This window comes from Streptomyces sp. NBC_01235 (assembly GCF_035989285.1).
Lineage (GTDB): Bacteria > Actinomycetota > Actinomycetes > Streptomycetales > Streptomycetaceae > Streptomyces.
This window is the reverse complement of record NZ_CP108513.1, coordinates 786,290-807,515: the sequence shown is the minus strand read 5'-3', so window position 1 is coordinate 807,515 and position 21,226 is coordinate 786,290. Positions and strand designations below refer to the sequence as shown.

Annotated in this window: 20 protein-coding genes; 13 read left to right on the top strand and 7 right to left on the bottom strand. The window is 70.3% G+C overall.

Annotated features, from left to right (window positions below; translation table 11 throughout):
• The first annotated feature begins 515 nt into the window (after positions 1–515).
• On the top strand, positions 516–1,607 hold the full coding sequence (locus OG289_RS03650; RefSeq protein ID WP_327312549.1) for a hypothetical protein: 1,092 nt from the start codon (positions 516–518) through the stop codon (positions 1,605–1,607).
• 24 nt (positions 1,608–1,631) lie between these two features.
• On the opposite strand, the gene OG289_RS03645 is transcribed toward OG289_RS03650, so the two are convergent.
• From OG289_RS03645 to OG289_RS03620, 6 genes are all read right to left on the bottom strand, one after another.
• Entirely contained in the window at positions 1,632–2,036 is a 405-nt protein-coding gene (locus tag OG289_RS03645; RefSeq protein WP_327312548.1) for a MarR family winged helix-turn-helix transcriptional regulator, read from the bottom strand.
• A gap of 66 nt (positions 2,037–2,102) precedes the next feature.
• The gene (locus tag OG289_RS03640) at positions 2,103–2,450 is read right to left on the bottom strand and encodes a VOC family protein (protein ID WP_327312547.1); all 348 of its coding nucleotides are present in this window, start codon (positions 2,448–2,450) and stop codon (positions 2,103–2,105) included.
• Positions 2,451–2,611: 161 nt separating this feature from the next.
• Positions 2,612–3,646, bottom strand: a complete 1,035-nt coding sequence (locus OG289_RS03635; protein ID WP_327312546.1) for a LacI family DNA-binding transcriptional regulator — start codon at positions 3,644–3,646, stop codon at positions 2,612–2,614.
• The gene (locus OG289_RS03630; RefSeq protein ID WP_327312545.1) at positions 3,643–4,548 is read right to left on the bottom strand and encodes a carbohydrate ABC transporter permease; all 906 of its coding nucleotides are present in this window, start codon (positions 4,546–4,548) and stop codon (positions 3,643–3,645) included. The genes OG289_RS03635 and OG289_RS03630 overlap by 4 nt, the downstream gene beginning before the upstream one ends.
• Positions 4,545–5,483 carry a carbohydrate ABC transporter permease gene (locus OG289_RS03625; protein ID WP_327312544.1) on the bottom strand — a complete coding sequence of 313 codons (939 nt, stop codon included), beginning with the start codon at positions 5,481–5,483 and terminating at the stop codon, positions 4,545–4,547. The genes OG289_RS03630 and OG289_RS03625 overlap by 4 nt, the downstream gene beginning before the upstream one ends.
• Positions 5,480–6,811 (bottom strand): ABC transporter substrate-binding protein, encoded by a 1,332-nt coding sequence (locus tag OG289_RS03620; protein WP_327312543.1) that lies wholly within the window; start codon positions 6,809–6,811, stop codon positions 5,480–5,482. Before OG289_RS03620 ends, OG289_RS03625 begins: the two co-directional genes overlap by 4 nt.
• 228 nt (positions 6,812–7,039) lie before the next feature.
• Here OG289_RS03620 and OG289_RS03615 point away from each other — a divergent pair, with 228 nt between their 5' ends.
• From OG289_RS03615 to OG289_RS03560, 12 genes are all read left to right on the top strand, one after another.
• Positions 7,040–9,061: a beta-galactosidase gene (locus OG289_RS03615; protein ID WP_327312542.1), complete on the top strand. Its 2,022-nt coding sequence runs from the start codon at positions 7,040–7,042 to the stop codon at positions 9,059–9,061.
• A 152-nt stretch (positions 9,062–9,213) separates the two neighbouring features.
• Positions 9,214–10,773: a glycosyl hydrolase 53 family protein gene (locus tag OG289_RS03610; protein WP_327312541.1), complete on the top strand. Its 1,560-nt coding sequence runs from the start codon at positions 9,214–9,216 to the stop codon at positions 10,771–10,773.
• Between the two features lie 242 nt (positions 10,774–11,015).
• Positions 11,016–11,984 (top strand): SMP-30/gluconolactonase/LRE family protein, encoded by a 969-nt coding sequence (locus OG289_RS03605; RefSeq protein WP_327312540.1) that lies wholly within the window; start codon positions 11,016–11,018, stop codon positions 11,982–11,984.
• Between the two features lie 76 nt (positions 11,985–12,060).
• Positions 12,061–12,516, top strand: coding sequence for a fluoride efflux transporter CrcB (gene crcB / locus OG289_RS03600; protein WP_327312539.1), 456 nt, complete (start codon positions 12,061–12,063; stop codon positions 12,514–12,516).
• The gene (locus tag OG289_RS03595) at positions 12,513–12,893 is read left to right on the top strand and encodes a DUF190 domain-containing protein (RefSeq protein ID WP_327312538.1); all 381 of its coding nucleotides are present in this window, start codon (positions 12,513–12,515) and stop codon (positions 12,891–12,893) included. The genes crcB (OG289_RS03600) and OG289_RS03595 overlap by 4 nt, the downstream gene beginning before the upstream one ends.
• Positions 12,890–13,255 (top strand): fluoride efflux transporter CrcB, encoded by a 366-nt coding sequence (gene crcB, locus OG289_RS03590; protein ID WP_327312537.1) that lies wholly within the window; start codon positions 12,890–12,892, stop codon positions 13,253–13,255. Before OG289_RS03595 ends, crcB (OG289_RS03590) begins: the two co-directional genes overlap by 4 nt.
• 95 nt (positions 13,256–13,350) lie before the next feature.
• Entirely contained in the window at positions 13,351–14,187 is an 837-nt protein-coding gene (locus OG289_RS03585) for an undecaprenyl-diphosphate phosphatase (protein WP_327312536.1), read from the top strand.
• 176 nt (positions 14,188–14,363) lie between these two features.
• Positions 14,364–15,041 (top strand): FadR/GntR family transcriptional regulator, encoded by a 678-nt coding sequence (locus tag OG289_RS03580; RefSeq protein WP_079664390.1) that lies wholly within the window; start codon positions 14,364–14,366, stop codon positions 15,039–15,041.
• Positions 15,038–16,477 carry an amino acid permease gene (locus tag OG289_RS03575; RefSeq protein WP_327312535.1) on the top strand — a complete coding sequence of 480 codons (1,440 nt, stop codon included), beginning with the start codon at positions 15,038–15,040 and terminating at the stop codon, positions 16,475–16,477. Before OG289_RS03580 ends, OG289_RS03575 begins: the two co-directional genes overlap by 4 nt.
• Positions 16,478–16,521: 44 nt before the next feature.
• A complete protein-coding gene (locus OG289_RS03570; protein ID WP_327312534.1) occupies positions 16,522–17,538 on the top strand; it encodes an asparaginase in 1,017 nt (338 codons plus the stop codon).
• A 471-nt stretch (positions 17,539–18,009) separates the two neighbouring features.
• Positions 18,010–19,422: an aspartate ammonia-lyase gene (aspA, locus tag OG289_RS03565; protein WP_327312533.1), complete on the top strand. Its 1,413-nt coding sequence runs from the start codon at positions 18,010–18,012 to the stop codon at positions 19,420–19,422.
• A 48-nt stretch (positions 19,423–19,470) separates the two neighbouring features.
• A complete protein-coding gene (locus OG289_RS03560) occupies positions 19,471–20,409 on the top strand; it encodes a glutaminase (protein ID WP_327312532.1) in 939 nt (312 codons plus the stop codon).
• Positions 20,410–20,418: 9 nt separating this feature from the next.
• On the opposite strand, the gene OG289_RS03555 is transcribed toward OG289_RS03560, so the two are convergent.
• Positions 20,419–21,192, bottom strand: a complete 774-nt coding sequence (locus tag OG289_RS03555) for an alpha/beta fold hydrolase (protein ID WP_327312531.1) — start codon at positions 21,190–21,192, stop codon at positions 20,419–20,421.
• Positions 21,193–21,226: the final 34 nt, after the last annotated feature.

The following is a 21,226-nucleotide window of genomic DNA, read 5'->3' as shown; positions in this document are numbered from 1 at the left end:
GGGTGATCAGGAGGACTGCGCAGCCGCGCGGATCCCCCACAGCTCGGGAACGAGTCGCCGCACCTGCCGTGGGTGAGCGCGTCCAGGGCGCCGGACGTCCGCGCGCTCCGCGATGCCGACCTCGACGAGCGCCTTGTGGGCCAGTGCCCTTTTGGTACCGCCCGGCGGGACCACGCGTCCCGTGCCGGCGCGGGGCGGGGTCTCTCGTCGTCCTGCCCCGCGAGGATCCGCCGCAGCCGTGCCCGGCCAGGACCATGGAATCGCCCGCCGTCGAGCACCCGCGCCCGCGCACGGCGTGCCCGCGACGGTCGTCGGCGACGCCGGCCACCTCGTGGGTGTCCTCGACATCGCCCGCACCGGCTGGGGGCGTCGCCCTTCTCGCCGCTGTCGGCCTGAGCCCGAACGCAGACCTGGCCTCCGCCACCCCCGGTCACGATGAGCGCGCCGGCCCGCGGCTCGGGAACCGCTGCACCGAGGGAACACTCCGCAGAGACCTCTTGATTCACAATGACCGCATGATCTGGCTCTCCGGCCTGGCCGGCGGAATCGTGCTCGCGCTGACCCTCGGCAGCATCCTGCGCACCCTCGTCGTACCACGCGGTCTGTACTCCGTGGTCGTCTACCGGCTGTGGTGGACGCTGCGCCGCCTGCTGCATCTCGCGGCCCTGCGCCGTGGTTACGAGACCATCGACCGGTGGCAGGCCTGGCTGGCCCCGCTGATGCTGGTCGGCATGCTGGCGATCTGGCTCGGCGGCGCCCTGGTCGGCTACGGCCTGCTGCTGTACGCCCTGTCCCCGCTGAACTGGACCGCCGCCTTCCGGGAGGCCGGATCCAGCCTCTTCACCCTCGGCTTCGCCAGCGGCGCCCGCCTGCGGCTGTCGGCGCTCGACTTCCTCGCCGCGGTCACCGGGCCGGTCGTCATCGCCCTGCAGATCGCCTACCTGCCTGCCCTGTACGCCGCCTACAACCGCCGAGAGCTGGAGGTCACCCTGCTGCTGTCCCGGGCCGGGGAGCCCGCCTGGGGACCCGAGCTCCTGGCCCGGCAGTGGCTCGTCGACACCGAGACCGCGCTGCCGGAGCTGTACCGGTCCTGGGAGCGGCTCGCCGCGGACATGGGGGAGAGCCACTCCACCTACCCCGTGCTGCTGGCGTTCCGCTCACCCCGCCCGTACCGCAGCTGGCTGGTCGGACTGGTCGCCGTGATGGACGCGGCGGCCATACAGCTCGCGCTGTCGCCGCGCGGCGCACCGCCGGAGGCCAGGCTCGTCCTGCGCGCCGGCTTCACCGCCCTGCGCGACATCGCCCGCGTCCTGCGCTTCCCCTTCGAAGCCGACCCCGCCCCGGACGCCCCGATCCGGCTGACCTTCGTCGAGTTCGAGGCGGCGGTGTCGATGCTGGAGACGACGGGCTTCGGCGCCGAACGCGGCACCGAGGAGGCCTGGCCGCACTTCCGGGGCTGGCGGGTCAACTACGAGGCGATCGCCTACGAGCTGTGCCGCCGCTGCGACGCGGTTCCCGCCCTGTGGACGGGCCCCCGGGACTTTCCGACGACCGCGGTCCCACCGCGACGGCCGGTGGACCGCAGGCCGGGCGAGAAGAACCCCTGACCCTGTTGCCGGGCCGGCCGGGGGCTAGCCCTGTTCCGGGGCGGCGCCCAGCATCCGGTCCAGTACCGCCCGCTGAAGCGGCAGCACCTCCGTGTGCAGGTCGCGGCCCTTACGGGTGAGGGTGACGTACACCCCGCGCCGGTCCTCCACACAGACGGAACGCTCCACCAGGCCTTCCTTCTCCAGACGGCCGATGAGGCGGGACAGCGCGCTCTGACTGAGGTGCACCCGGCCGGCGAGGTTCTGCACCCGGCACTGGTCGCCCTCGCGGGGCGCCTCGGAGGCGAGGATGTCGAGCACTTCGAAGTCGCTCGCACCGAGGCCGTGCGGATGCAGCGCGCGATCGATCTCGCACATCGTGCGCGCGTGCACCGACAGGATGTCCCGCCACCGTTCCTCGAGGCCCGCCCCAGCTGTCTTGGCTGTCATACCCGCACGGTAACACCGTTTCGCGCATTCGTTTACAGTGCAACTAGTGCGGGTGCAAGCAGTTTTCTACGAGGGGTCCTGGAGCAGTCCCACGAGGTTGCCGTCCGCGTCCTTCACGAAGGCGATGAGCCGGCCGTTGCCCACGTCCTGGGCGTCCTGCAACAGCTCCGCGCCCGCCGCCACGAGCGCCGCGAGTCGCTCGCGCAGGTCGGTGACGTGCCAGTACGGGACCGGTCCGGTCATGCCCTTGGCGTGTCCGTTCGGGTCGAGGCCGACGTCCTGCCCGGCGGCCTTGAAGCCGACGTAGTAGGGCTCATCGGCGTACGGCTCGACCTCCAGCAGCGCGCTGAACAGGGCCTTCGCCCGGTCGAGGTCCTTGACGGGGTAGATGATCGTCTGCAGGCCGGCGGCCATGGCGTCCTCCTCGGTGAGTTGCGGTACGCGGTGTCGCGCCCGTGTTCTCACGCTAGGCCGGGGGAGCGCGGGACGGCTTCTCCGATCCTGACCGGTCCGGTCGGTCCTGACGGGTCCGGTCGGTCCTGACGGGTCCGGTCGCGACGACCGGACCCGTCACCTCACGTCGACTCCCGCTTCACCAGCTCCGTCGGCAGGATCACCGCCGCCGGGTCCTCGCCCCCTATCTGGGCGAGCAGCACGCGCACCATCTCGGCGCTGATGCGGTCATAAGGCTGGCGGATCGTCGTGAGGGCGGGGGTGGCCTCCGTTGCCGCGATGGAGTCGTCGAAGCCGCCCACGGACACGTCCTCGGGGACCCGGCGGCCCGACCGGTGCAGCGCGGTCAGGGCGCCCTGCGCCATCAGGTCGGACGCCACGAACACGGCGTCCATGTCCGGGGCCTGCGCCAACAGTCGTTCGGCGCCCGCCTCGCCGCTGGCCCGGCTGTAGTCGCCGGAGACGATGAGGCGTTCGTCGATCTCGATGCCCGCTTCCGCGAGCACCTCCTTGTAGCCGGCGAGGCGATCGACACCGCCCGGGGTGTCCAGCGGTCCGCTCACCACGCCGATACGCCGGCGGCCCAGCGACAGCAGGTGGCGCACCATGTCACGAGCGCCGTCCCGGTCGTCCGCGGCCACATAACTCACCTTGGAGCCGAGCCCCATGGGCTTGCCGCACTGGACGAGGGGCAGTCCCGCCTGGCGGAGTTCCTCCGCCACCGGGTCGCCGGAGTGGCTGGAGACCAGCAGCACGCCGTCGACGTGGCCGGCCGTGATGTACCGCGTGATGCGCCGCCGTTCGTCCTCGGTACCGGCCAGCATCAGCAGCAGCGGGATGTCGTGCGCGGCCAGTGCCTGAGTGCAGCCGCTGAGCAGGACATTGAAGTTCGGGTCCTCGAAGAACCGCTCCTGGGGCTCCGTCAGCAGGAAGCCCACGGAGTCGGAACGGCCGGTGATCAGTGAACGGGCGTGCCGGTTCACGACGTAGCCCGTCCTGCGGATGGCGGCGTTGACCGCCTCCGCCGCCGACGGGCTGACGTAGTGCCCGCCGTTGAGCACACGCGAGACGGTGCCCCGTGAGACTCCTGCCTCCCGCGCGACGTCGTGGATGGTCGGCGGTCTGCGCCGGCCCCCCGCACCATGGTTCATGGTCATGACTTTACGGCTCCGGACAGCAGATCCAGGCTCCAGAAGCGCTGAATGACCAGGAACAGCGCCACCAGCGGGATCACGGCGAGGAACGCGCCGGTGATCACCAGAGTGTAGAGCGCCGGGGTGTTGGCGCCCTGCTCGAGAAGCGTGAACAGGCCGAGCGTGATCGGGAACTTCTCGTCGTCGCTGAGCATGATGTACGGCAGCAGGAAGTTGTTCCAGATCGCCACGAACTGGAACAGGAACACCGTCACCATGCCGGGCACCATCATCGGCAGCGCGATCCGCGTGAAGATCCGCCACTCGCTCGCCCCGTCCATCCGGCCGGCCTCCACCACGTCGCTCGGCACGGCCGCGGCCGCGTAGATGCGCGAGAGGTAGACGCCGTACGGGGAGAGGATCTGCGGCAGCAGCACGGACCAGTAGGAGTCCGTGAGGTCCGCGTTCGCCATGAGCAGGTACTGCGGGATGGCGAGGATGATCGGCGGCATCAGCACGCCCGCGAGCAGCACGTTGAACATCGCCTCGCGGCCCCGGAAGCGGTACGTCGCCAGCGCGTAGCCGCTGAACGCCGAGACACACGTCGACAGCAGCGCGCCCAGGATCGCGTACAGGGCGGAGTTGCCCATCCACTGCCAGTAGATGCCGTCGCGGTAGGCGTTGAGGTCCGTGATGTTGTCGGCGAAGCCGGTGCCCGGCAGGAAGGTGAAGGTGGAGAACAGCTCACTGCCGGACTTGGTGGACGCGATCACAACCCAGGCCACCGGCAGCAGGCAGTAGATCGCGCCCAGCAGCAGCGTGATCGTCGGCACCAGCGCGATCCGGCCGCGCAGCGGCGGACGGCTCCGCGCGGTGCCCGTGGCGCCGGCCGCCGAGGGCGCCTTCTGTACGGCAAGAGAACTCATCGTGCCCCTCCATGACTGACGTCCCGCTTGTTCCGCCGGTTCGCGGCCCGCAGGAACCCGAAGGACAACACCAGCGTGGCGATGGCGATGATCACGGCCTCGGCGGCCGCCTGGTAGATGTCACCGGTGCCGAACGCGTCCCGGTACACCTTCATCAGCGGACTCCAGGTCGTGGACACGGAGTTGGTGAGCGGCTTCAGGGTGGTCGGCTCGTTGAAGACCTGGAGCGTCGCGATGATCGAGAAGAAGAAGGTCAGCACCAGCGAGGGCGCCACCATCGGGATCTTGATCTTCAGCGCGATCTGCGTCGGAGTGGCGCCGTCCAGCTTCGCCGCCTCGTGCACCTCGGCCGGGATGGCCTGCAACGAGGTGTAGATGACGATCATGTTGAAGCCGGTGCCGCCCCAGATCGCGATGTTCGACAGGGCGAGGTACAGCGGACCGCCGTCCAGCAGGTCCGGCTGCGGCATGCCCAGCTTCTCGAGCACGTAGTAGAAGGGGCTGACGTCCGGCAGGTACAGGAAGCCCCACAGGAGCGCCGCCACCACGCCGGGGATGGCGTACGGCAGGAAGATCGCGAGCCGGGTGAACGGGGCGAGCCGCACCTTCTCGGAGTCGAGCATCAGCGCGAACAGCAGCGCCAGGCCCAGCATCAAGGGGACGACGATGCAGCCGTAGCCGAGGACGCGCAGCGCGCCGTCGACCAGCTCGCTGTCGGTGAGGGCGTCGGTGTAGTTCTCGATGCCGGCCCAGACCTCCTTCCGGGCGCCCGACCCCAGGCCGAGGCCGGAGACGTGCACCTTGTGGAAGCTGAGCCAGACCGCGTAACCGATGGGCAGCGCGAAGAACAGGGCGAAGAGGGTCGTCGCGGGAAGAAGGAAGGCGTACGGGGCCCCCTTGACCCCGTACGACTTCCGGCGGCGTGCGCTGGTCACTCGGAGACCTCGAAGCCCTGCTTCTTCATGTCGGCGACGGTGTCCGCCTGCATCTTGGCCAGGGCGGCGGAGAAGTCCGACTTGTTCTTCGCGGCGGCGCCGAACGCGTCCTTGAAGGTGGTGTAGGCGACGTTCACGTTCGGGCCCCAGGCGGACGGCGCCGTGGTCTTCGCGATCTTGGCGGCCGTGGTGTAGAAGTCCGCCTGGTTGGAGAAGTAGGCCGGCGGGGTGGTGAAGGCGCCGCTGAGCTGGGCGGAGCTGGAGGCCGGGTAGATGCCGCTCTCCTTGGCCAGCGCGTTCAGGGCGTCGCCGTCGGTGTTCAGCCAGGCGGCGAACTTGGCGGCGGCCTCCTTGTGCTTGGAGTCCGTCGTCACGGCCGTGGAGGAGCCGCCCCAGCTACCGGTGACGTTCTCGCCGTTCGACCACTGGGGGAGCGGGGCCATGGCCCACTTGCCCTTGGTGTCGGGCGCGGCGGTGGTCAGGGTGCCCGGCGCCCAGACGGCGGAGACCCAGGCGATCTGCTTGCCGGTGTTGAGCGCCTTGTTCCAGGCCGGGGTGTACATCGGCTGGTTGTCGATGGCGCCCTCCTTGACGAGGCCGCCCCAGAAGTCGGCGACCTTCTTGGTGGCCGTGTCGTCGATGCCGACCTTCCACTTGTCGCCCGAGGTGGTCCACCACTTGGCTCCGGCCTGCTGGGCGAGGCCCGCGAAGAGACCTGAGTCGTTGGCCGAGAAGGTGGTGAGGTCCGTGTCCGGGGCCTTCTTCTTCAGCGCGCGGGCGGTCTGCGCGAACTGCTCCCAGGTCGCCGGGACCGTCAGGCCGTACTTCTTGAAGAGGTCCGCGCGGTAGTAGAACATCATCGGGCCGATGTCCTGCGGCACCGCGTAGACGGCGTCCGTGCCCAGCGTCGTCTGCTGCCAGACACCGTCCGCGAACTTGCTCTTCGCGTCCCCGACGTTCTTCGCTATGTCCGCCAGCGCGTCATTGCTGACCAGCGTCGGCAGCGCCTGGTACTCGGCCTGGACCAGGTCCGGAGCCTTGCCGGCCTTGTGCGCGGTGAGGATCTTGGTGACCAGCGTGTCGCCGGACGCCTGCTTCTTCACCGTGACGGTGATCTGGTCCTTCTTGCCCTGGCCCTTGTTCCACAGGTCCACGACCTTGTCCATGCCGGGCGTCCACGTCCAGTACGTGAGCGAGACCGGACCGGACTCGGTGCCGCTGTCGTCGTCGGACGAGCCGCAGGCGGCAAGGGCGGTGGCGCCGAGAGTGACGGCGAGGGCGGAGGCCGCGCCTCTGACAAAGAGCCGCCGACGGTTCGTGCTGGGCATGGGTTTCTCCCCTGACCTGGGTTTTCGCCTGCTGCGAAAACTCGCCATGCGATCGCATGAGTCAGGTCCCCGCCCGTCGCGAGGCCCTGTCATGCTGTCTGTGAGCGTTCACAGTAGAGAAACATCCCGGACACTTGTCAATGGTTGTTGCTGTGCGGTTATGTTGGGCTTCGACGGCCGCCGCAGTGTGTGCACGTTCCCAGATGATCGATTAAACGGGAGAGATCCATGCCGGAGACCACCCCCAGGGGCCTCACCAGGCTCGCCTTCGGTGGGGACTACAACCCCGAGCAGTGGCCGGAAACCGTCTGGCAGGACGACGTCCGGCTGATGCGGGAGGCCGGCATCACCATGGTGAGCGTCGGGATCTTCTCCTGGGCCCTGCTGGAGCCCTCACCCGGGGTGTACGACTTCGGCTGGCTCGACCGGATCATCGGCCTGCTGCACGAGAACGGCATCCGCGTCGACCTGGGCACGCCCACGGTGGCCCCACCGGTCTGGTTCTACCGCGACCACCCCGACGCGATGCCCGTGACCCCCGAGGGCGTGCGCTACGAGTTCGGCTCCCGCGCCGCGATATGTCACAGCAACGCCCACTACCGCGCCGCGGCGGCGAACATCACCACGCAGCTCGCCGAGCGCTACGGCGACCACCCGGCGCTGGCGATGTGGCACGTGCACAACGAGTACGGCGTCCCCGTCTCGGCCTGCTACTGCGACTCCTGCGCCGCCCACTTCCGCCGCTGGCTGGAGACGACGTACGGCACGGTGGAGGCGGTCAACGCGGCCTGGGGCACCGCGTTCTGGGGACAGCGCTACGCGAGCTTCGAGGACATCAACCCGCCGCGCGCCACCCCGACCGTCGGCAACCCGGGCCAGGCCCTGGACTACAAGCGCTTCGCCGACGCCACGATGCGCGAGAACTTCCGTATGGAGCGGGACATCCTGCACCGTCTCGCGCCGGGCCTGCCGGTCACGACCAACTTCATGACCGCCCTCAGCCAGTGCGACTCGGTCGACTACTGGGCCTGGGGCCGCGAGGTCGACATCGTCACCAACGACCACTACCTGATCACCGACGGCCGCCGCACCCACGTCAACCTCGCGATGGCCGCCGACCTCACCCGCTCCGTCGGCGCCGGCGCGCCGTGGATCCTGCTGGAACACTCCACCTCGGGCATCAACTGGCAGCCGCGCAACCCCGCCAAGGCCCCCGGGCAGATGGCACGCAACTCCCTCGCGCACGTGGCCCGCGGCTCCGAGGGCGCCATGTTCTTCCAGTGGCGGCAGTCCCGGCGCGGTGCCGAGAAGTTCCACTCGGCGATGGTCCCGCACGGCGGCACCGACACCCGCGTATGGCGCGAGGTCGTCGAACTCGGCGCCTGTCTCGACTCCCTGAGCACGATCCGCGGCACCCGCACCGAGGCCGACGTGGCGGTGCTCTGGGACTGGCACTCCTGGTGGGCGCAGAACCTCGCCTGGCGCCCCAGCGAGGACGCCGACCCGCGCGAGCGTGCCGACGCCTTCTACGAGGTCCTCTACGACCGCCACCTCACCGTCGACTTCGCCCACCCCGAGGCCGACCTCTCGAAGTACCCGCTGGTCGTGGTGCCCGCCCTGTATCTGATGACGGAGGCGGCCGGCCGCAACCTCGAGGAGTACGTCGAGAACGGCGGCACCCTCGTCGTGTCGTACTTCTCCGGCATCGTCGACGAGCACGACGCTGTTCACGAGGGTGCCTACCCGGGCGCGCTCCGCGACGTCCTCGGCCTCACGGTCGAGGAGTTCTCCCCGCTGCTCCAGGGCGAGAGCGTGCGCGTCACCGGCCCCGACGGCTCCGAGATCGGCGGCGACGTGTGGACGGAGTTCGTGGTGCCGCAGGGCGCCGAGACCGTCTGGACGTACGCGGACGGCCTCACGGCCGGACACCCGGCCGTCACCCGGCACCGCCTCGGCGAGGGCACCGCCTGGTACGTCTCCACCCGCCTCGGCCACGAGGGCCTGGACGCAACTCTCGGCTGGGCCGCCGAGGACGCGGCGATCGCCCCGCGCGCCGACCTGCCCCGCGACGTGGAGGTCGTGCGCCGCTCAGGCGAGACGGGCAGCTACCTCTTCGCGATCAACCACACCGCCACCGACGCCAAGGTGCCGCTGGAGGCATCCGGCACCGAACTGCTGACGGGCGAACGCGCCGCCGGCCGCCTCGCGGTCCCGGCGGGAGCCGTACGGGTCGTGCGACTCGACGGCTGAGCCGACTCCCCCTTCGCCCGTGGAGCCGCGAGCCGCGGGCGGAGGGGGTCCCTCCCTCACGGGAGAACCCCTCCGGGGCCTCACGTGAGACCCCTTCCGGGATCTCGCGGGGGAACCCCATCCCCATCACGTCGAAGGGACGACGGACGACGATGTTCCATCCCAGACGCACCCTCAGGGCCCTGCTGCTGCCGCTCGCCGCGGGACTCGCCCTCACCGCCCTTCCCGCGCAGACCGCCCAGGCGGCGAGCACGCTCACCAACGGCGGCTTCGAGACCGACGGCACCGGGGCGGCCACCCCCAGCGGCTGGACCGAGTACGGCGACACGGGCGCCTCGTACGTCGAGTCCGGCGGGCACAGCGGCAGTTACCGCCTGTCCCACTGGGCGTCCACCGCCTACAAGGTGGAGACGTACCAGTACCTCTCGGGTCTGACCAACGGCACCTACAAGCTGACCGCGTGGGTCCGCTCCGGCGGCGGCCAGAACTCGGCCTACATAGCCCTCAAGAACTGCGGCGGCACGGACCAGCGCACCGATCTGCCGGTCTCGTCCAGTGGTTGGGTCCACATCGTCACGCCGGTCAATGTGACGAACAACCAGTGCACCATCAGCATCAACAGTGACGCGAAGGCGGGCAACTGGATCAATGTTGACGACCTGACCTTCACGTCCGGCACGACCGGACTGTCGATCAAGGGTGCCGACATCTCCTCCCTCGCCAAGAGCGAGGCCAAGGGCGGTGTCTACAAGACCGGTTCCGGCACCACCGGCGACGCGGTCACCATCCTGAAGAACGCCGGCATGAACTACGCGCGCCTGAAGGTCTGGGTCAACCCGGCCGACGGCTACAACAACAAGACGCGCGTCCTCGCCATGGCCAAGCGCATCAAGGCGGCGGGTCAGAAGCTTCTGGTCGACTTCCACTACTCGGACACCTGGGCCGACCCGGGCGCCCAGTCCAAGCCGGCCGCCTGGGCGGGCCACTCGTACAGTCAACTCAAGACGGACGTGTACAACCACACGTACGACGTCTTGAACGCGTTGAAGGCGCAGGGCACCACCGCCGACATGGTCCAGGTCGGCAATGAGATCAACGGCGGCATGCTGTGGTCCGAGGGTTCCACCGACAACTGGAGCCAGCTGGCCGGTCTGCTCAACTCCGGCTACAACGCCGTCAAGGCGGTCAACTCGTCCACCACCGTCGCCCTGCACCTCGCCAAGGGCGGCGACCTGAGCGGTACCCGCTGGTGGTTCGACAACGCCGTCTCCAACGGCGTGAAGTTCGACGTGATCGGCCTGTCGTACTACGGCTACTGGCACGGCACCCTCGCCGACTTCCAGACCACGCTGGACGACGCGGCCGCCCGCTACTCCAAGCCGGTGTTCGTCGCCGAGACGGCCTACCCCTTCCGGCTCGACAGCGACGACTCGCTCACCAACCAGATCGACCTGTCCTCCGAACTGGTCTCCGGCTACCCGGCGACCGCGGCCGGCCAGCTGGCCTGGATGAACGCCGTCGCGAACATCGTGGAAGCGGTTCCGAACGGCCGCGGCCTCGGCGTCTTCTACTGGGAGGCGACCTGGACGGCCGTCACCGGCAACGGCTGGGACCCGGCCGACGCCACCTCCGGCAACGGCTGGGAGAACCAGGCCCTGTTCGGCTACGACGACAAGGCGCTGTCCTCCATGTCGTGGTTCAGCCACCGCTGATCCCGCGACCCTCTCAAGCAGGGGCCCGGCCGCATCCCACGGCCGGGCCCCTGCCCGTTGCGCGACACCTTGCCGAAGTGGCGCACATGTTCGAGAAGAGGTGGTGGGGAACTTCGGGAAGAGGCGGTAGAGGACGCAGGGATCGCTTTCCGGAAAAGCCCGGCAAAAGGCCACGGGTACGACCCGCCGCCGACACCCCCGCCTGCGAGGATGGCCGCCTCCCCAAGGAAGGGCGGACCCATATGGACCGTCGGACGCCTCTCGTCCCCCTCAGGTACATCACTCTCCCCGGGAGCGGCCCCGAAGACGTCGTCGCCGACCCCAGAGGGCGGATTCTGACCGGGGTGTCGGACGGGAGGATCCTGCGTGTCGACGGTCTGGAGGACCCGCCCGCGGCCCGGGTCGAGCACATCGGCGAGATCGGCGGCCGTCCGCTCGGCCTCGAACTCCTCCCGGACGGCGACCTGTTGGTGTGCTGCGCCGACGGCGCTCTGGTGCGGGTCGACCCCGACGGCGGCTCCGGCAACGTGCGCGTCCTGACGGAGTCGGCGGCGGGGGAGCGGCTGCGCTTCTGCAGCAACGTCGTCGCCCTGCCCGACGGCACCGTCTACTTCACCGTCTCCAGCCAGGTCCACCCCTTACGCGACTGGATGGGCGACCTCGTCGAACACAGCGGCACCGGGCGCCTGTTGCGTCTCGCGCCCGGTGCCCGTGAGGCCGAAGTCGCCCTGGAGGGGCTGCAGTTCGCCAACGGCCTCGCCCGCAGCGCCGACGACTCCTTCCTGATCGTCGCCGAGACCGGCGCCCGACGCCTCACCCGCTATTGGCTCACCGGCCCCAGTGCCGGACAGGCCGATCCCCTCGTCGAGCACCTGCCGGGGTTCCCGGACAACCTGTGGCGCGGCGCGCCCGACGGTCCGGTCTGGGTGGCGTTGGCCGGCCCGCGCGTCCCCCCGCTCGACCTCCTGCACCGGGCCGGCCCCGCGGTACGCCGCCGCGCCGCCCGGCTGGCCCTGAACGCGCCCTTTCGCCCCTCGGGCACGGCCGGTGTGCTCGCGATCGACGACGACGGCCGTGTCCTGCACCACCTCACCCGCCACCGCTCCGGATTCCGCATGGTCACCAGCGTCTGCGAGACCGGAGGCCGGCTGGTCCTGGGCAGCCTCTGGGAGCGGGGCATCGCGGTCTGCGAGGCGCCCGTGACCAAATGAGGCGGCGCTACGCTGTTCCCGGCCGTGACACCTCGACGAGGTGGGGCGGTCCCGGACGGGGCAGGAGACGTACGACATGACAGCGCCGGAGGCCGAGAGTCTCCGTACCAGCGCGCCACGGCGCACCACCGGGACGGGACAGCTCCCGGTGGTCGCCGTCGTGGCGGCCGGCGGAGGGATCGGTGCCGGGGCCCGCTACGCGGCCTCGCTGTGGTGGCCTGCACAGACCGGCGGCTTCCCCTGGACGACCTTCTGGGTGAACGTCGTCGGCTGCGCGGTGATCGGCGTCTTCCTGGTCCTCCTCACCGAGGCCATGACCGCCCACCGGCTGGTGCGCCCCTTCTTCGGCACCGGCGTGCTCGGCGGCTTCACCACCTTCTCGACGTACGCCGTCGACCTCCAGAAGCTGTTCGACGGGGGCCGCCCCGGCACGGCCCTGGCCTACCTGGCGGCGACCCTGTTCGCGGCGCTCACGGCGGTGTGGCTCGCGGCCACGGCGACCCGCCGCGCTCTGAAGTGGAGGCAGCCATGACGAGACTCACCGGCAGTGCCCTGCGACTGACCGTCTTCGTCGGCGAGAACGACACCTGGCACCGCAAGCCCCTCTACACGGAGATCGTGCACCGCGCCCACGCGGCGGGTCTCGCCGGAGCCAGCGTCTTCCGGGGCATCGAGGGCTTCGGCGCGTCGTCCCTCATCCACACCTCCCGGCTGCTCTCGCTCAGCGAGGACCTGCCGGTGGCGGTGGTCGTGGTGGACACCGAGGAGCGGGTGCGGGCCTTCCTGCCCGAACTCGACGCGCTGGTCACGGAGGGGATGGTCACCCTCGATCCGTGCGAGGTGATCAGGTACGTCGGCCGCGGCGAGAACCGGGGCCATTCGGACAGAGAGGGTAAGAAGTCGTTGTGAACTGGTTGGTCGTGGTCGCCGGCGGCATGATCGGCGCCCCGCTGCGCTATCTGACCGACCGCGCGGTGCAGTCCCGGCACGACTCCGTCTTCCCCTGGGGCACCTTCGTCGTCAACATCACCGGCTGCCTGGTCCTCGGCACCCTGACCGGCGCCGCGGCCGTCGGCCCCGACCTGCGGTTGTTCCTCGGGACAGGGCTGTGCGGCGCCCTCACGACGTACTCGACGTTCTCCTACGAGACGCTCCGGCTGACCGAGACCGGCGCGGGCCTCTACGCCGCCGCCAACGCCGCCGCGAGCGTGGTCGTCGGCCTCGGGGCCGCCTTCGCCGGGGTGGCGATCGGCCAGTCGGTGTGGCCGTAGGGCCGTTCCACCCGCTCCGGGCCTGGTAGGACTATGTACGACACCGGAGCGTCTACAACGCTGTCGACCGATTCGTCTCCTCAGAACTGGATTCCATGAGCGCCATCTCCGTCGGCCAGGCCGTCGTCCTCGGAGCCGTCGAGGGAGTGACCGAGTTCCTCCCCGTCTCCTCGACCGGACATCTGAAGATCACCGAAGGCCTGATGAAGATCCCGGTCGACGACGACGCCGTCGTCGGGTTCTCGGCCGTGATCCAGGTCGGGGCGATCGCCGCCGTGCTCGTGTACTTCCGCAAGGACATCGTGCGGATCGTGTCGGCCTGGTTCCGGGGACTGCGCCACCGCGAGGAGCGGCAGCACCACGACTACAAGTTCGCCTGGTGGGTGATCTACGCGACGATCCCGATCGTCGTCGTCGGCCTCGCCGCCAAGCCGCTCATCGAGGGGCCGCTGGCCTCGCTGTGGGTGGTCGCGGGCTCGCTGATCGTCGGCAGCGGCGTGATGTGGGCGGCCGACCAGATGGGCCGCCACAAGCGCGGCGAGGACGACACCTCGTTCAAGGACGCGATGCTGGTCGGCAGCTCCCAGATCCTCGCGCTGCTCTTCCCCGGCTTCTCCCGCTCCGGCGCCACCATGTCCACCGCGCTCATGCTCGACCTGGACCGGGTCGCCGCCACCCGCCTGTCGTTCTTCCTCGGCATTCCCGCCCTGACCGGCGCGGGGATCTACGAGCTGAAGGACGCCCTGGGCACCGGCGCGGGCGCGGCGCCTCTTGCCGTCGGCACGGCCGTGTCCTTCGTCGTCGCCTACGCCTCCATCGCCTGGCTGCTGAAGTTCGTCGCCAAGCACTCCTTCAACGCGTTCGTCGTCTACCGCATCGTCGTCGGCCTGGCGCTGTTCGGACTGCTGGGCGCCGGGGTCCTCGACAGCTGAGCGGCGCCGAGCGGCGAAAGCCCTTCAGGGGGCGGGAAGTTGCCTTTCAGGCCGCCCGCCCCCTGAATTTTTGTTTTCGCCCGTCTTGACAGCGGCCTTCGGCCACCCGGAGTATCACTCCCGTGAACCTGTCAGACAGCCAGACAGGTGGTCGGGTACCGCGGCGCGTCAGCGCGATGGAAGCGGTCCTCACCCACCTCCGCGGCGCCATCGAGCGCGGCGAGTACGCCATCGGGGACAAGCTTCCCTCCGAAGCCGAGCTCTGCCGCACCCTCGAGGTGTCCCGGCCCGTCCTGCGGGAGGCCCTGCGCGCCCTGCAGACCATGGGCCTCACGGTCGCCAAGACCGGCAAGGGCACCTTCGTGATCGCGAACACCGTCGAGGACCCCACCTTCGGCGACTACGCGGCCAGCGACCTGCTCGAGGTGCGCCGCCACGTCGAGATCCCGGTCGCCGGGTACGCGGCGCTGCGCCGCACCCCGGAGAACCTGGACCACCTGGCCCATCTGCTCGACCGCATGGAGCGGGAGACGGACACCACCGCGTGGGTCGCGATGGACACCCTCTTCCACCTGGCCGTCGCCGAAGCCGCCCAGAACCCGGTGTTCCGCCGGGTCATCGAGGAGATCCGGGACGCACTGGCGCGTCAGTCGGCCTTCCTCAACGAGCTGGGCGGGCGGCGCGAGCAGTCCAACCGCGAGCACCGGGCGATCGTCGAGGCGCTGATCGACGGTTCCGAGCCCGACGCGGTGGAGGCGATGAGCCACCACCTCGACCGCGTCGAGACGACCCTCACCGACATCGTGCGCGCCCCGCGCACGAACCCTCACCTGGAAGGCGGACCCGCGGCGTGAGCGACCAGCACCTCAAAGACGAGACGCGCACCTCCACCCGTCACGTCGACGCCGGAGACGAGGGCTACAGCAAGTCGCTGAAGTCCCGGCACGTCAACATGATCGCCATCGGCGGCGCCATCGGCACCGGCCTCTTCCTGGGCGCCGGAGGACGCCTCGCCGACGCAGGCCCCTCCCTCTTCATCGCCTACGCGGTCTGCGGCGTCTTCGCCTTCCTGGTCGTGCGCGCTCTCGGCGAACTCGTCCTGTACCGCCCGTCCTCCGGCGCCTTCGTGTCCTACGCCCGCGAGTTCCTCGGCGAGAAGGGCGCGTACACGGCCGGCTGGATGTACTTCCTGAACTGGGCCACCACCGGCATCGCCGACATCACCGCGGTCGCCACCTACACCCACTACTGGGGCATGTTCTCCGACATCCCCCAGTGGGTGATCGCGCTGATCGCCCTCGCCGTGGTCCTCACCGTGAACCTGATCTCGGTGAAGATATTCGGCGAACTGGAGTTCTGGTTCGCCATCGTGAAGGTCAGCGCGCTGGTGATCTTCATGTGTATCGGCATCTTCCTGCTGGTCACGCAGCACCCGGTGGACGGCGCCACCCCCGGCCCGTCCCTGATCACCGACAACGGCGGCGTCTTCCCCAGTGGCCTGCTGCCCATGCTGCTGATCATCCAGGGCGTCGTCTTCGCCTACGCCTCGGTCGAGCTGGTCGGCGTCGCGGCGGGGGAGACCCAGAACCCCGAGAAGATCATGCCGAAGGCGATCAACTCGATCATGTGGCGGGTCGGCCTGTTCTACGTCGGCTCGGTCGTCCTGCTGTCGATGCTGCTGCCCTGGAACAAGTACACCTCCGCCGAGAGCCCCTTCGTGACGGTCCTGTCCAACATCGGCATCCCGGCGGCGGGCGGGGTCATGAACCTGGTCGTCCTGACCGCGGCCATGTCCTCGCTCAACTCCGGCCTGTACTCCACCGGCCGCATCCTGCGCTCCATGGCGATGTCGGGCTCCGCCCCCAAGTTCACCGGCGTGATGAGCCGCAGCCAGGTCCCGTACGGCGGCATTCTGCTCACGAGCGGTATCTGTGTCCTGGGCGTCGGCCTCAACTTCGTCGTCCCGGCGGACGCCTTCGAGATCGTCCTGAACTTCGCGGCGATCGGCATCCTCTCCACCTGGGGCATGATCATGGTCTGTCACCTCCTCTTCTGGCAGAAGACCCAGAAGGGCGAGCTGACCCGCCCGAGCTACCAGCTCCCGGGCTCCCCGTGGACCGAACTCGTGACACTGTGCTTCCTCGTCTCGGTCCTGTTCCTCATGTACGCCGACGGCGGCGCCGGACGCACCACCGTGCTGTGCCTGCCGCTGATCGTCGCCGCGCTGGTCGGGGGCTGGTACGCCATCCGCCGCAACCTCGCGCGCACCGCAGCCAAGGCCGACGCGTGACCCCGGCGCCGGCCCACGACGACCCACAAGTGATCCAGGCAGTGATGTACAGCAGTTCCCTCGCCCATGCCCCCGCGATCCGCGAACCCCTGCACGCGCCCGTCGCCCATCTCGTACGAGGCGGGGTGACGGAGGGGATCCACTACGGCTCCGTCGTCGTCCTCGGCGCGCGCGGTGAGGTCGCGTTCCAGCTCGGCGACATCGAGGCCGCCTTCTACCCGCGCTCGGCGCTCAAGCCCGTCCAGGCCGTCGCCATGCTGCGGGCCGGGCTGTCGCTCGACGGCGAGCTGCTCTCGCTCGCCGCCGCCAGCCACTCCGGCGAGGAACGCCATCTCGCCGGGACCCGGCGCATCCTCGAGCTGGGTGGTGTCACGGAGGACGACCTGCGCAACGTCGCGGACATGCCGTACGACCCGGCCGTCCGCGACGCGTGGATACGCGAGGGCCGCGAGCCCTCCCGGCTGGCCCAGAACTGCTCCGGCAAGCACGCGGCCATGCTGTACACCTGCAAGCTCAACGGCTGGTCCCTCGACGGCTACCTCGACCCGGAGCACCCGCTCCAGCAGGCGATCGCCGAGATCGTCGAGGACCTCACCGGACAGCGGATCGCACGGGTCACCGTCGACGGGTGCGGCGCCCCTCTCTTCTCCGTCTCCCTGCACGGCCTCGCCCGGGCCGCGGCCCGCATCACCACCGCGGCCCCGGACACCCCGGAGGCCCGGGTCGCGGACGCCATGCGCGACCACGCCGAAATGGCCTCCGGCGCGGGCCGGGACGTCGCCGCCCTGATGCGGGCCGTCCCCGGACTGCTCGCCAAGGACGGCTTCGAGGGCGTCGAGGTCGCCGCGCTCCCGGACGGCCGCGCCGTCGCCGTCAAGATCTCCGACGGCGCGAACCGCGCCCGCGTCCCGGTGACGGCTGCCGCCCTCGCCCGAGCAGGCGTGGACCCCGCGCTCCTCACCGAGTTCGCGGGCGAACCCCTCCTCGGCGGCGGCGAACCGGTCGGCTGCGTCCGCCCGGTACGCGCACTCGACCCGGTCACGGTACGGGCCTGCGCCTGACGGTTTCCGGCCGCCACCGTGGGTGTCGCGCGGCGTGGGGGAGCACCGGTCGGGCGGTGCGTGTCGCGGACCCGCCGGCCTGGCGCCCGCCGCCTGCCACCGCGCCGCCTCCCCGCACGGCCCCGGAACCGGGCGCCCGGCAACAGGCCCGGCCGGTCGCCGGCGCGGGCCGGGCCGGCAGTGTCCGACCACCGGCCCGGGTGTCGGGCATCCGGCCGGGGGCCGTGCCGGTCGCTGCCGCGCCGACCGGCGGAGTCCGGCCACCGGTCGCCGGTGGCCGCCGCTCCCGCGCGGCCCGGTCGTCGGGTGTTCTTCCGGCGCCCGGCACCTGAACCCGCCGGTCCGGTCACCACCGGACCGGTGCCTGGTCGGCTCGGGCGGGCTTCATCCCGTACCGCCCGAGCCGACCGCCACCCACCCCCCCCGGACGTCACCCGTTCCCCCTCACCCTCAGAAAGAGGCAGCACCCTCATGACCGCCGCCGTCACCCGCAGCGAACACGACCTGCTCGGAGACCGGGACGTCCCCGCCGACGCGTACTGGGGTGTCCACACCCTGCGCGCCACCGAGAACTTCCCCATCACCGGGACGCCGATCTCCGCCTACCCGCACCTCATCGACGCCCTGGCAGCCGTCAAGGAGGCCGCCGCCCTCGCCAACGAGGAGCTCGGCCTGCTGGCGCCGGACAAGGCGGCCGCCATCGTCGCCGCCTGCCGCGAGATCCGGGCCGGGAAGCTGCACGAGCAGTTCGTCGTCGACGTCGTCCAGGGCGGCGCCGGCACCTCGACCAACATGAACGCCAACGAGGTCGTCGCCAACCGGGCGCTGGAGCTGCTCGGCCACGCGAAGGGGCAGTACCAGCACCTGCACCCCAATGAGGACGTCAACCTCGGGCAGTCCACCAACGACGTCTACCCGACGGCCGTCAAGGTCGCGACCGTGTTCGCCGTGCGCGGGCTGCTCAAGGCGATGGCCGTGCTCCAGGACGCCTTCGGCCGCAAGGCCGTGGAGTTCCGGGACGTGCTGAAGATGGGCCGCACCCAGCTCCAGGACGCGGTGCCGATGACCCTCGGCCAGGAGTTCTCGGCGTACGCCGTCATGCTCGACGAGGACCGCAGCCGCCTCGCCGAGGCCGTCGAGCTGATCCATGAGATCAACCTCGGTGCCACGGCCATCGGGACGGGGCTCAACGCCCCGGCCGGGTACGCCGAGTCCGCCCGCCGCCACCTCGCCGAGATCACCGGGCTGCCCCTCGTCACCGCCGCGAACCTGGTCGAAGCCACCCAGGACTGCGGTGCGTTCGTCCAGATGTCCGGCGTGCTCAAGCGGATCGCCGTCAAGCTCTCCAAGAGCTGCAACGACCTGCGGCTGCTGTCCTCCGGGCCGCGCGCCGGCCTCGGCGAGATCAACCTCCCGCCGGTGCAGGCGGGTTCGTCCATCATGCCGGGCAAGGTCAACCCGGTGATCCCGGAGGTCGTCAACCAGGTCGCCTTCGAGGTGATCGGCAACGACGTCACCATCACCATGGCCGCAGAGGCAGGACAGCTCCAGCTCAACGCCTTCGAGCCGATCATCCTGCACTCCCTGTCGGAGTCGATCACCCATCTGCGCGCCGCCTGCCTGACCCTCGCCGAGCGCTGCGTGGACGGCATCACCGCCAACACCGAGGCGCTGCGCGCGAGCGTGGAGAACTCCATCGGCCTGGTCACCGCCCTCAACCCGCACATCGGGTACACGGCGGCCACCGACATCGCCAAGGAGGCCCTCGTCACCGGCCGCGGTGTCGCCGAACTCGTCCTGGAGAAGGGCCTGTTGCCCGCCGAACGGCTCGCCGACCTGCTGCGCCCCGAGGTCGTCGCCGGCAGCGGCTCGCCCCTCGCGTAACACCTTCCTGACCTGCGACGAACGCGCCAGGACCGGCACGGAGGCACAATGGTGATCATGACAACGACGTCGTCCCTTCCCTTCCAGCCGGTCCTGGAACGCATCGCCGAGGAGATGGAGCGCACCCCGGGTCGCGGGCGGCCCGCCGACTACATCCCGGCGCTCGCCGCGTGCGATCCGCGCCGCTTCGGCATGGCCGTCGCGGAACTGGACGGCACTGTGTACGGCGTGGGGGAGTGGCGGGAGCCGTTCTCCACCCAGTCCCTCACCAAGGTCTTCACCCTCGCCCTCGACCTGGCCCGCGAGGGCGACGAACTCTGGGAGCACGTGGGCCGCGAGCCCTCGGGCAACCCCTTCAACTCCCTGGTCCAGCTGGAGTACGAGAACGGCATCCCGCGCAATCCCTTCATCAACGCGGGCGCGCTGGTCGTCACCGACCGCCTCCAGACCCGTACCGGAGACGCCTCCGGCGAACTCCTCGACTTCCTGCGCGCCGAGAGCGGCAACCCCGCGCTCGACTTCGACGAGGCGGTCGCCGCCTCCGAGTCCGAGCACGGTGACCGCAACGCCGCCCTCGCCCATTTCATGGCGTCCTACGGCAACATCGACAACGACGTACCGGTCCTCCTCGGCCAGTACTTCCGGCAGTGCTCCCTCACCGCCTCCTGCGCCGACCTCGCCCTGGCCACGGGCTTCCTCGCCCGGCACGGCGTCCGCGCCGACGGCACCCGGCTGCTCACCCGCAGCCAGGCCAAGCAGGTCAACGCGGTGATGCTGACCTGCGGGACGTACGACGCGGCGGGCGACTTCGCCTACCGGGTCGGCCTGCCCGGCAAGAGCGGTGTGGGCGGCGGCATCATCGCCGTCGTACCGGGCCGATGCACGCTGTGCGTGTGGAGCCCGGGCCTGGACGAACGCGGCAACTCGGTGGCGGGAGTGGCAGCCCTGGACCGCTTCACGACCCTGACGGGCCTGTCGGTCTTCTGAGCCCGCGGTTCAGTTCGTTCGGTCCAGGAACTCGGTCAGCAACGGCAGCAGCAGGGACGTGCGCCGCATCAACGCCATGTGCGTGGTGGCCGGCAGCACGGCCAGTTCCGCCCCGGGGATCAGCCGGTGCATCTCGGCCGCGTGCTCGATCCGCACGAAGTCCGTGTCGCCGATCACCAGCAGCGTGGGCGCACGGAGCCCGCGCAGGTCGTCGGCCGTCCAGGGCAGTGGGGCGTGGGCCGCCGTCGCGCACTTGGCGAGGAAGTCCTGGAAGTGCTCGGGGTGCGGGGCGACGGCCGTGTAGGCGTCGGTCATCTCCTGGAAGTCCTCCCGGCCGGGCAGTCGCGGTGAGGTGTAGTCGGGGGTGCGGACCTCCTCGTAGTAGCCCTCCTGGGAGTACTGGGTGGAGGCGAGCACCAGCCGTCCGACGCGCTCGGGGTGGGCGAGCGCGAGCTGTAGCGCGACCAGCCCGCCCAGGCTGAACCCGAGCACGTCGGGCCGCTCGATGCCGAGTTCGTCGAGCAGTGCCACCACGTCCGAGGCCAGGTTCGCCGGCGTCAGGGCACGGTCGGTGTCGGCGGTGTGGCCGTGGCCCTGGAGCTCTGGAGCCACGACGCGACGGCCGGCGGCCAGCGTGGGCAGCACGGCCGCGAAGGTCAGGCCGACGGTGAGGACGCCGCCGTGCAGCAGCACCAGCGGACGCCGGGAGTCGCCCTCGAAGCCATGGACCTCGTAGTACATCTCCAGGCCGTTGACCTTGGCGTAGTCGGAGCTGGTCGGCACGGTCACCACATCCGTTCGGTAGGAGTCGGTCGCA

Excerpts from the sequence above, each read along its gene's own strand:
- OG289_RS03650 (WP_327312549.1), top strand. The coding sequence starts at position 516 with ATGATCTGGCTCTCCGGCCTGGCCGGCGGAATCGTGCTCGCGCTGACC.
- OG289_RS03645 (WP_327312548.1), bottom strand. The coding sequence starts at position 2,036 with ATGACAGCCAAGACAGCTGGGGCGGGCCTCGAGGAACGGTGGCGGGAC.
- OG289_RS03640 (WP_327312547.1), bottom strand. The coding sequence starts at position 2,450 with ATGGCCGCCGGCCTGCAGACGATCATCTACCCCGTCAAGGACCTCGAC.
- OG289_RS03635 (WP_327312546.1), bottom strand. The coding sequence starts at position 3,646 with ATGACCATGAACCATGGTGCGGGGGGCCGGCGCAGACCGCCGACCATC.
- OG289_RS03630 (WP_327312545.1), bottom strand. The coding sequence starts at position 4,548 with ATGAGTTCTCTTGCCGTACAGAAGGCGCCCTCGGCGGCCGGCGCCACG.
- OG289_RS03620 (WP_327312543.1), bottom strand. The coding sequence starts at position 6,811 with ATGCCCAGCACGAACCGTCGGCGGCTCTTTGTCAGAGGCGCGGCCTCC.
- OG289_RS03615 (WP_327312542.1), top strand. The coding sequence starts at position 7,040 with ATGCCGGAGACCACCCCCAGGGGCCTCACCAGGCTCGCCTTCGGTGGG.
- OG289_RS03610 (WP_327312541.1), top strand. The coding sequence starts at position 9,214 with ATGTTCCATCCCAGACGCACCCTCAGGGCCCTGCTGCTGCCGCTCGCC.
- OG289_RS03605 (WP_327312540.1), top strand. The coding sequence starts at position 11,016 with ATGGACCGTCGGACGCCTCTCGTCCCCCTCAGGTACATCACTCTCCCC.
- crcB (WP_327312539.1), top strand. The coding sequence starts at position 12,061 with ATGACAGCGCCGGAGGCCGAGAGTCTCCGTACCAGCGCGCCACGGCGC.
- OG289_RS03595 (WP_327312538.1), top strand. The coding sequence starts at position 12,513 with ATGACGAGACTCACCGGCAGTGCCCTGCGACTGACCGTCTTCGTCGGC.
- OG289_RS03585 (WP_327312536.1), top strand. The coding sequence starts at position 13,351 with ATGAGCGCCATCTCCGTCGGCCAGGCCGTCGTCCTCGGAGCCGTCGAG.
- OG289_RS03580 (WP_079664390.1), top strand. The coding sequence starts at position 14,364 with ATGGAAGCGGTCCTCACCCACCTCCGCGGCGCCATCGAGCGCGGCGAG.
- OG289_RS03570 (WP_327312534.1), top strand. The coding sequence starts at position 16,522 with ATGTACAGCAGTTCCCTCGCCCATGCCCCCGCGATCCGCGAACCCCTG.
- aspA (WP_327312533.1), top strand. The coding sequence starts at position 18,010 with ATGACCGCCGCCGTCACCCGCAGCGAACACGACCTGCTCGGAGACCGG.
- OG289_RS03560 (WP_327312532.1), top strand. The coding sequence starts at position 19,471 with ATGGTGATCATGACAACGACGTCGTCCCTTCCCTTCCAGCCGGTCCTG.